This is a genomic window from Micrococcus sp. KRD077, from assembly GCF_017168505.1.
Classification (GTDB): Bacteria; Actinomycetota; Actinomycetes; order Actinomycetales; family Micrococcaceae; genus Micrococcus; species Micrococcus luteus.
In genome coordinates this window covers 1-9480 of the sequence record NZ_JABFAZ010000031.1, presented here as the reverse complement: position 1 = coordinate 9480, position 9480 = coordinate 1, and the positions used below count along the sequence as shown (strand labels likewise).

10 protein-coding genes and 1 pseudogene are annotated in these 9480 nt (G+C 73.0%); 5 read left to right on the top strand and 6 right to left on the bottom strand.

The annotated features are described in order from the left end of the window. Together J1M39_RS07635 and J1M39_RS07630 are read left to right on the top strand one after the other, a co-directional pair. On the top strand, positions 1-1163 hold a 1163-nt coding region (locus J1M39_RS07635; protein ID WP_206496646.1), incomplete at its 5' end, for a CaiB/BaiF CoA transferase family protein. A 25-nt stretch (positions 1164-1188) separates the two neighbouring features. Beyond that, the gene (locus J1M39_RS07630) at positions 1189-2415 is read left to right on the top strand and encodes an acyl-CoA dehydrogenase family protein (protein ID WP_060974275.1); all 1227 of its coding nucleotides are present in this window, start codon (positions 1189-1191) and stop codon (positions 2413-2415) included. Between the two features lie 15 nt (positions 2416-2430). Here the strand turns inward: J1M39_RS07630 and rimK are convergent, their stop codons facing one another. Further along, entirely contained in the window at positions 2431-3666 is a 1236-nt protein-coding gene (gene rimK / locus J1M39_RS07625; protein WP_144786617.1) for a 30S ribosomal protein S6--L-glutamate ligase, read from the bottom strand. A gap of 27 nt (positions 3667-3693) precedes the next feature. On the opposite strand from rimK, the gene J1M39_RS07620 reads away from it, so the two are divergent. After that, the gene (locus J1M39_RS07620; RefSeq protein WP_144786618.1) at positions 3694-4224 is read left to right on the top strand and encodes an ATP-dependent zinc protease family protein; all 531 of its coding nucleotides are present in this window, start codon (positions 3694-3696) and stop codon (positions 4222-4224) included. Beyond that, complete coding sequence (locus J1M39_RS07615; RefSeq protein WP_206495799.1) at positions 4221-5336, top strand: succinylglutamate desuccinylase/aspartoacylase family protein; 1116 nt, start codon at positions 4221-4223, stop codon at positions 5334-5336. The genes J1M39_RS07620 and J1M39_RS07615 overlap by 4 nt, the downstream gene beginning before the upstream one ends. A 40-nt stretch (positions 5337-5376) precedes the next feature. Here J1M39_RS07615 and J1M39_RS07610 read toward each other — a convergent pair whose 3' ends face one another. The 5 genes from J1M39_RS07610 to rpsF all read right to left on the bottom strand — a co-directional run bounded on the left by J1M39_RS07610 (position 5377) and on the right by rpsF (position 8703). Further along, entirely contained in the window at positions 5377-6600 is a 1224-nt protein-coding gene (locus J1M39_RS07610; protein ID WP_239074468.1) for an MFS transporter, read from the bottom strand. A gap of 103 nt (positions 6601-6703) precedes the next feature. Then, the gene (rplI, locus tag J1M39_RS07605) at positions 6704-7165 is read right to left on the bottom strand and encodes a 50S ribosomal protein L9 (RefSeq protein WP_002857787.1); all 462 of its coding nucleotides are present in this window, start codon (positions 7163-7165) and stop codon (positions 6704-6706) included. 28 nt (positions 7166-7193) lie between these two features. Continuing rightward, positions 7194-7433, bottom strand: coding sequence for a 30S ribosomal protein S18 (gene rpsR / locus J1M39_RS07600; protein ID WP_002857788.1), 240 nt, complete (start codon positions 7431-7433; stop codon positions 7194-7196). Between the two features lie 232 nt (positions 7434-7665). After that, the gene (locus J1M39_RS07595; RefSeq protein ID WP_049145057.1) at positions 7666-8265 is read right to left on the bottom strand and encodes a single-stranded DNA-binding protein; all 600 of its coding nucleotides are present in this window, start codon (positions 8263-8265) and stop codon (positions 7666-7668) included. 132 nt (positions 8266-8397) lie between these two features. Next, the gene (gene rpsF, locus J1M39_RS07590) at positions 8398-8703 is read right to left on the bottom strand and encodes a 30S ribosomal protein S6 (protein ID WP_002857790.1); all 306 of its coding nucleotides are present in this window, start codon (positions 8701-8703) and stop codon (positions 8398-8400) included. Between the two features lie 260 nt (positions 8704-8963). Here rpsF and J1M39_RS07585 point away from each other — a divergent pair. Further along, a pseudogene (locus tag J1M39_RS07585) lies at positions 8964-9480 on the top strand (hypothetical protein); the annotation flags it as partial.

Here is a 9480-nt window from a genome sequence, read left to right as displayed (position 1 = left end):
CCACCGCCCCCTCCCCGGCCTCGCTCCCGCTCGACGGCGTCCTCGTCGCCGACTTCTCCCGCGTCCTCGCCGGCCCGCTCGCCACCATGACGCTGGCGGACCTCGGGGCGCGCGTCATCAAGGTGGAGCACCCCGAGCGCGGCGACGACACCCGCGGCTGGGCCCCGCCCCGCTCGGCGACGGGCGCCACCTACTTCGAGTCCGTGAACCGCAACAAGGAGTCGGTCGGCTGGGACCTGAAGGACCCCGAGGACCAGCGGCGGGCCGCCGCCCTGGCCGCCCGGGCCGACGTCGTGGTCCACAACCTCAGGCCCGGCACCATGGAGCGCCTCGGCCTGGGCTACGACGACGTCGCGCGGGGGAACCCGTCCGTGGTCTACGCCGCCGTCTCCGGCTTCGGCGACCGCGAGGGCCGGGACCTGCCCGGCTACGACTTCATCGTCCAGGCCGCGGGCGGGCTCATGAGCATGACCGGCGAACCGGACGCCCCGATGAAGGCGGGCGTCGCCCTGGTGGACGTGCTCACGGCCAAGGACCTCACCGCCGGCGTGCTCGCCGCCCTGCTGCGCCGCGAGCGCACCGGGGAGGGTGCCCACCTGCGGCTGAACCTGCTCTCCTCGCTGCAGGGGGCGCTCGCCAACCAGGGCCAGGCATGGCTCGGCGCCGGTGTCGTCCCGCGGCGGATGGGCAACGACCACCCCTCGATCGCCCCCTATCAGCTGCTGGCGTGCCGGGACGCGCCGCTCGCCGTCGCCATCGGCAACGACGCGCAGTTCCGCGCCTTCACCGCGGCCCTCGGCGTCCCCGAGCTCGCCGAGGACCCGCGCTTCACCACGAACACGGACCGCGTCGGGCACCGCGAGGAGCTGCGCACCGCCCTGGAGGACGCGCTCTCGGCGCAGACGGCGGCCCACTGGCGGGACGTGCTGCAGGCCGAGCGGCTCCCGGTCGGCCTCGTGTCCACCGTCGCCGAGGGCGTCGAGCTGGCCGAGTCCCTCGGCCTGGAGCCGACCGTCGAGGTCCAGGACCGCTTCGGCGCCCCCGCCGGCCGGCAGTTCCGCCACCCGGTGCAGTGGGACCCGCCCGTGGCGCACCCGCGCCACGCGCCGCCCGCGCTCGGCGCGGACACGGCGGCCGTCAACACCTGGCTCGACGCCCACTGACCACCCCGCAGAGAGGACCCCCGCCATGACCACCCCGTTCCACGCCGAAGCCGACTCGTTCCTCGGCCGCGCCGACGTCGTCGGCCTGGACTCCCTGTTCTCCGCCGAGGAGAAGGCCGTCGCACTGCAGGTGCGCGGCTTCGTGGACGAGCACATCCGCCCGCATATCGCCCGCTGGTACGACGACGCCGTGTTCCCGCGCGAGATCGTCCCCGAGCTGGGCCGCCTCGGCGTGCTCGGCATGCCCTACGAGGGCCACGGCATGCCCGGTCGCTCGGCGGTGGAGTACGGCCTCGCCGCCCAGGAGCTCGAGGCCGGCGACTCCGGCCTGCGCACCTTCGTCTCCGTGCAGGGCTCGCTCGCGATGGGCGCGATCCACAAGCACGGCTCCGAGGAGCAGAAGGCACAGTGGCTGCCGCGCATGACCACCGGCGAGGCGGTCGGCTGCTTCGGCCTCACCGAGCCGGGCGCCGGCTCGGACCCGGCCTCCATGACGACGACGGCCCGCCAGGAGCCCGGCGGCGACTGGGTGCTCGACGGGGTCAAGCGCTGGATCGGGCTGGCCACGCTGGCCGACGTCGCGATCATCTGGGCGCAGACCGGCGAGCCCGGCGACGGGCGCGGGGTGCGCGGCTTCGTGGTCCCCACGGACACCCCCGGCTTCCGTGCCGAGGCGATCACCCAGAAGCTGTCCATGCGGGCGTCGGTGCAGTGCGAGATCCACCTCGACGGCGTGCGCCTGCCCGCCTCCGCGATGCTGCCGGCCGACTCCGCCGTCGGGCTCAAGGGCCCCTTCCAGTGCCTCAACGAGGCCCGCTACGGGATCATCTGGGGCGCGATGGGCGCCGCCCGCGACTCCTTCGACGCCGTCCTCGACTACGCGATGCAGCGGCAGCAATTCGGGGTGCCGCTGGCCTCCCACCAGCTGACGCAGGCCAAGCTCGCGGACATGGCCGTGGCCATCGGCAAGGGCTACCTGCTGGCGCACCAGATCGGCCGCGCCAAGGACGCCGGCCCGCTCACCCCCGCCATGATCTCCGCCGGCAAGCTGGACAACTGCCGCGTGGCCATCGGCATCGCCCGGGAGGCCCGCGAGATGCTCGGCGGCAACGGCATCACCCTGGAGCACTCGCCGCTGCGGCACGCGAACAACCTCGAGTCCGTGCGCACCTACGAGGGCACGGACGAGGTCCACCAGCTCACGCTCGGCCGGCACCTCACGGGCATCGGCGCGTTCGCCCCGGCCCGCTGAGCCCCGCGCCCGGGCTCAGGCGTCGTCGGCGGGCGCCTCGGGCGCCGGGGCCTCCTCGGCGACGGAGGCGAGGATCGGGGTGGCCGGCAGCTTCCGCACGCGCTTGGGGCGGCGGGCGCGGGCGGGGATGAGGGCGCGCATGTTCTCGGTCTTGCCGAAGCAGAGCAGCCGGTCGCCCTCCTCGAGGACCTTGGTGTCCGCGGGGTTGGGGAACACGGAGGTGCCGCGGTGCAGGGTGAGCACCTGCAGGTCCTTCGCGAGCAGCCCGGAGTCCTCGATGGACTGGCCCACCCAGCCGGAGCCGGCGTGCACGGTGATCTCACCGACCCCGTACCCGGTGGACACGGCCAGGCGCTGGCGCACGTCGATGTCCGGGAAGCCGGCCTGGTCCGCCACGTAGTCGATGATCGCGCCGGCCACGTCCAGGTCCGTGGCGGCCTCGATGCCCTGCAGCCCCGGCGAGGAGTTCACCTCCATGACCAGCGGGCCGTGCTCGCCCTCGAGCATGTCCACGCCGGCCACCCGCAGGCCCATGATGTGGGCCGCCCGCACGGCGGTCTCCGCGTACTCGGGCGAGAGCTCGACGCGCTCCACGATGCCGCCGCGGTGCACATTGGAGCGGAACTCGTCCCCCTGGGCCCGGCGGCGCATCGCGGCCACCACACGGTCCCCCACCACGAGCGCGCGGATGTCCGTGCCCTTGGACTCCTCCACGAACCGCTGGATGAGCACCTGCTGGTTGGTGCCGTGCAGCGTCTCGATGATCGCCTCGGCCACCTTCTTGGTCGGCGCCAGGATCACGCCGATGCCCTGGGTGCCCTCGAGCAGCTTGATCACCACGGGCGCCCCGCCCACCATGTCGATCGCCGTGGAGACCTCGCCGCGGTTGCGCACGAACACGGTGGCGGGCATGTCGATCTCGTGGCGGGAGAGGATCTGGGTGGCCCGCAGCTTGTCCCGCGAGTTCATGATCCCGGCGGCCGTGTTGGGCGTGTAGACGTCCATCTGCTCGAACTGGCGCACCACGGCGGTGCCGAAGTAGGTCACCGAGTTGCCGATGCGCGGCAGCACGGCGTCGTAGCCGGAGAGGGGGCGGCCGCGGAACATCAGATCGGGCTCGTCCGAGCTGAGGTCGATGCCGAAGCGCAGGGTGTCCAGGACCTTCACCTCGTGGCCGCGCTCGAGTGCCGCGGTCTTGAGTCGCTGCGTCGAGTAGGCGCGCAGGGAACGGGAGAGGATGGCGAGCTTCATGACCGCTTTCCTGGGAGGATGAGGGGCGTGTCTGAGTCTAAGCACACGGCCCCGGCCTCCCACGGCGGGCCCCCCACCGACGACGGCGCCGCTCGCCCGGGGCTGGTGGGCTGGCGCGAATGGGTCGGCCTGCCCGCCGCCCACACCCCCTGGATCAAGGCCAAGATCGACACCGGCGCCCGCACCTCGGCGCTCCACGCCTTCGGCATCGAGCGGTTCACCCGCGACGGCGCCGCGTGGGTCCGGTTCGAGGTGCACCCGTGGCAGACCTCGGCCGCGGACGCGCGGACGGCCGAGCTGCCGGTGGCCGACCTGCGCACGGTCCGCTCCTCGAACGGCGAGGCGCAGGAGCGCGTCGTCGTCGTGATGCCGCTGACCCTGGCCGGCCGCACGATCGAGGCGGAGGTGACCCTGACCCACCGGGACGAGATGGGCTTCCGCATGCTCGTGGGGCGCACCGCGCTGGCCGCCGGCGGCCTCCTCGTGGACCCCGCCGCCTCGTACGTGGGCGGGCAGCCTCCGCGCGGCGTGCGCCGCCGGAACCGGGGACGCGCGTGAGCCGTCGCCCCGCCCGCGCCCCCTTCGCGTTCGGCGGGGTCGAGGTGCCGGCCGGCCGCCGCCGCGAGCTGTCCCTGCCGATCTCCCAGCTCGTCACGGGCGCGGACGTCACCCTGCCCGTGCACGTGCTGCACGGCCGCGAGGACGGGCCCACCGTGTGGGTCTCCGCCGCGATCCACGGGGACGAGGTGGCCGGCGTCGAGATCGTCCGCCGCGTCCTGGAGCGCCTGCAGCCCACGCACCTGCGCGGCACCCTGCTGGCCGTGCCCATCGTCAACGTGCTCGGCGTGATGGCCGGGGACCGCTACCTGCCGGACCGCCGCGACCTGAACCGCTCCTTCCCCGGCTCCGCCCGGGGCTCCCTGGCATCGCGCATCGCGCACCTGATGATGACCGAGGTGATCGGCCGCTGCACCGTGGGCATCGACCTGCACACCGGCGCGGACCGCCGCTCCAACCTGCCGCAGATCCGGTGCGACCTGGAGGACCCCCAGACCCGCGCGCTCGCCGAGGCGTTCGGCGCCCCCGTGCTCTTCCACGCCCGCCTGCGGGACGGCTCCCTGCGCGCCGCGGCCCGCGAGACCGGCGCGCGTGTGCTGCTCTACGAGGCCGGCGAGGCCTGGCGGTTCGACGAGTACGCGATCGCCCCCGGCGTGGACGGGGTCCTGCGTGTGCTCGCCGCCCTGGACATGGTGGACCCCGCGGACGTCGGGCTCACCGAGCCCGGGCCGGACGCCGTCGTCGACGCCCCAGGCCCGCTGCCCGGCGAGGTCCCCGAGGAGCGGACCACGGACGTGCCCGAGGCGACCGACGCCACCGGCGAGGACACCGAGGCCGTGCACCCCGACGTCGTCGACGGTGAGCAGGACGCCCCCTACCTGGTGTGGCAGTCCACGTGGGTGCGCGCCCGCGCGGACGGCCTCGTGCACCTGGACGTCTCCCTCGGCGAACGCGTGAGCGCCGGGGACCGGATCGGCGCGCTCTACAACTCGTTCGGCCGCCGCCTCGCGCACGTGAAGGCCGAGCTGACCGGCGTGGTCATCGGCCGCACCGAGGCACCCCTGGTGCACCGCGGCGACGCCCTCGTGCACATCGGAGGATGGGACGCATGAGCAGCCGCGGGGCGTTGGCCGCGCGCCGGAGCCGCCCCGCTCAGGCCGGGGACGGGCGCCGGGCGATGGCCCGGCCGCCGTGCACGAGCCGGTAGTAGAGCAGCAGCGCCACCCCGACGCCGCCGGAGAGCAGGTACATCACCGGGATCCCGACGGCGGCCACCACCGCGCCGAGCACCATGGGGCCGAGGCCGGTGCCGAGGTCCAGGAGCAGGAAGAACGTGCCCGTGGCGACGCCGATCTCGGTGGGCCGGACCACCTTGATCGCGATGGTCTGGAACACGCTCACCACGGGCCCGTAGGTCAGCCCCAGCAGGGCGCCGGCCACGAGCATGCCCGCCGGCTCCCGCCACAGCGCCAGCACCGCGTAGGAGACGGCCATGCCCGCGAGGATCGGGTAGACGACGGCGTTGTCCCCGTGCCGGTCGTGCAGCACACCCAGGACGGCGCGGCCCACGATGGTGCCCGCGGCGAAGAGCAGGAAGAACAGGCTCGGCACCATCGCCGGGTAGCCCTGCTGCTGCGCGAACGTGGCCATGAACGCGAGGATGCCGCCGTACATGAACCCGGAGGCCAGGGCCACGCCCGCCGCCGGCGCCACCTCCGCGGAGAACACGTCCGCCCGGTGCAGCCGGAACCGGCCCGTCAGCGGCGGCTCGGGCACGCGCAGGAACAGGGCGATCAGCAGGGCCATGCCCGTGAAGCCGATGCACGCCCGGAACAGGGCGTCGTAGCCGAGGGCCGTGCTCAGCTGCAGCGCCACCATCGGCCCGACGGCGCCCGCGAGCGTCATGGACGTGGAGAACCAGCCGGTGCCCTCGGAGCGGCGCACGGGCGGGACGATCCGCTGCACGGCCGTGGCCAGCACGGTGCCGGCCGCGCCGAAGCACATGCCGTTGAGCAGCCGGACCGCGGTCAGCGTGGCCAGGGAGTCCGCCCAGAGGTACGCCGCCGTCGTGAGGACGTAGCAGGCCAAGGCGACGAGCAGGACCCGCCGCCGCCCCCACGCGAAGGTGGCGGGCGTCGTCGTCATGCGGGTGAGGACCGCGCCCAGCACGAACGCCCCCACCACGACGCCGGCCTCCGCGTCCGACGCGCCGAAGGACGTGACGGCGTAGAGCGCCATCGCGGTCATGAGCGTGTAGAAGATCATCGCCACGAACAGGTAGGTGGCGCTGACGAGGATGAACGGGCGCGTCCACAGGGGCGGGCGCGGGGCCGCCGTCGAGCCGGCGGGGTCGGAGGGCGGTGGGGCGGAGGGCATGATCTCCATGTTCCCCCACGGCACGAGGCCCCGGCCCGCTCGTGAAGAGCGGACCGGGGCCTCGGGTGCGCGTCGCGGGCGCGACGGGCTCAGAAGCGGTTGATCACTTCTTGGCCTTGGCGGCCACGACCTGCAACTGGACGGTCGCGATGACGTCCTCGTGCAGGCGGACCTGGGCCTCGTGGTTGCCCACGGACTTGATGTGCGCCGGCAGGGTGATCGAGCGCTTGTCCACGGAGCCGAGGCCGGCGGCCTCGATCGCCTCGGCGACGTCGGCGGTCTGGACGGCGCCGAACAGGCGACCCTCCGCACCGGCGGTGCGCTCGAGCTTCACGGTGGCGGACTGGAGCTGCGCGGCCTGGGCCTGCGCGTCCTCCAGGTTCGCCACGGCGCGGGCCGCGCGGGCCTTCTGCAGGGACTCGACCTGCTTCTCCCCGCCCTTGGTCCACACGGTGGCGAAACCGCGCGGGAGCAGGTAGTTGCGGGCGTACCCGTTCTTGACCTCGACCACGTCACCGGAGGTGCCGAGACCGGCCACTTCCTGGGTCAGGATGAGCTTTGCCATCTGGGTGTTCCTTCCTTCGCTCGCTCGATCAGCCGCGGCCGGCGCCGGCGTAGGGCAGCAGGGCCACCTCGCGGGCGTTCTTGACGGCCTGGGCGATCTTGCGCTGCTCCTGGACGGTCACGCCGGTCACGCGACGGGCACGGATCTTCCCGCGGTCGGAGATGAACTTGCGCAGCAGGGCCACGTCCTTGTAGTCGATCTCGGTGATCTTGGCGGCCTTGAGCGGGTTGGACTTCGGTTTGGGCTTGCGGAGTTCAGCCTTCGCCATCGTGGTGCTCCTTCAGAGTTCTCTGGAGCCCGCAGAACGGTTCTGCGGGATGGGATCACGCGGCGTCCCGTGCCGGGCACGGGGCCGTGTGCAGTGCGGCCCGGCGGTGCCGGGTCGCGGGTGGGATGGGCCACCGGGGGGCGGCCCTCCGGGCGAGGTGCGCCCGGACGGAGAGGTCCGTGGTGTTCCGTGTCCGTCGCGGCCGTGGGGGCCGCGCCCGGTCAGTGCAGGATCAGAACGGGGGCTCGTTGGAGGACGGGGTGTCCCATCCGCCGCCACCGCCGCCGGACCAGGGGTCCTGCGGTGCGGCCTGGCCGCCGCCCTGCTGCTGGCCGCCCCAGCCGCCGCCCTGCTGGGCGCCGCCGAAGCCGCCGTCGCTGTTCCCCCCGAAGCCGCCGCCGGCCGGGGCGCCGCCGAAGCCGCCCCCCTGCTGACCGCCGCCGAAGCCACCGCCGCCGCCACCGCCGCGCTGGGCGCGGGTGACCTTGGCCGTGGCGAACCGCAGCGCCGGGCCGACCTCGTCCACGTCCAGCTCCCAGCTGGTGCGACGGTTGCCGTCCCGGTCGTCGTAGGAGCGCGCCCTGAGGCGGCCCTGCACGATCACGCGCATGCCCTTGGTCAGCGACTCCGCCACGTTCTCCGCGGCCTCGCGCCAGACCGAGCAGCGCAGGAACAGCGCTTCGCCGTCCTTCCACTCGTTGGTCTGGCGGTCGAACGTGCGGGGCGTGGACGCGACGGTGAAGTTCGCGACGGCCGCGCCGTTCGGGGTGAAGCGCAGCTCTGGGTCGGCGGTGAGGTTGCCGACCACGGTGATGACGGTCTCGCCTGCCATGGTCACTCCTGTCTTCGGGGGTTCTGCCGGTCAGTGACCGGATCCGGGGATCCGGGACTGCTCAGCGGGGTTCCGGTGGGGGCGTCGGGGACTGATCCGATGCTCTCAGACCCTCCGGACACGGTACGAGGATCACTCAGCGGTGATCTTCTGCTCCTCCGGACGGATGATCTTGGTGCGCAGGATCGTCTCGTTGAGGTTCAGCAGACGGTCCAGCTCCTGGGTGGCGGCCGGCTCCGACTGGAAGTTGACGACCACGTAGATGGCCTCGGACTTCTTCTGGATCTCGTAGGCGGTCTTGCGGCGACCCCACACGTCGATGTTGTCGACGGTGCCGCCGGCGTTCGTGACGACCTCGAGGTACTTCTTCAGGGTCGGCTCCACGGTGCGCTCGTCGACCTCAGGGTCGATCAGCACCATCAGCTCATAAGCACGCATGCGAACCCACCTCCTCTGGGCTTGCGGCCGCGGTCTCTCCGCGGCAGGAGGTTCTGCGTTCTCCCCTTACGCATGCATCCGCACTCTTCGGCGGCACGCAGGGGATCCCGTCAAGAATACCAGCACTGCGCCTCCGCAGATGAGGTGCCACCCCTAGGGGGCCGTGGGGTGGCCGGGGCTTGCCCTCGGTCGACGACGACGTACCTTGGAAGGAGGACACACATCCTGTGTCACACCCCTCTCACGTTTCGGAGCATCCCATGTCAGAGTCCACGCCGGCAGCGCCCACGCTGCCCCGGTCCGCCCCCTCCCGCCGCCGAGTCGCCAGCAGCCTCGCGTGGGCGGTGCCGACCGTCGTCGCCGCCGCCGCTGCCCCCGCCGAGGCGGCCAGCCCTCCCCCGCGGATCGACCGCGTGTTCCAGCTGACCCTCGCCCCCGGGGTGCCCTGGACCGAGCCGGAGGTGTCGCCCTGCGCCTCGACCCTGCTCACGAATCCGACCCGCTTGAGCGTCACTACGGACAACGTCAATACCTACTACCGGATCGTCAATGTGCAAGCCGGCTCCACGGTGACGAATGTGACCGCCTCCGTCCTGGTGCAGAAGGACATGGTGGATGCGATGGAGACTGGGAGGAACCCCACCACCTTCACCTGGAGCAGCGCTACACCGTCCTGGAGCGCCCCCACCCGTGAGGTCTCCGGCACCACGCCGGCCGTGTACACCAACAATGGAATCCAGTACTACCGCTACGTCAGCAAGCTCTCCCCCCCGGTAC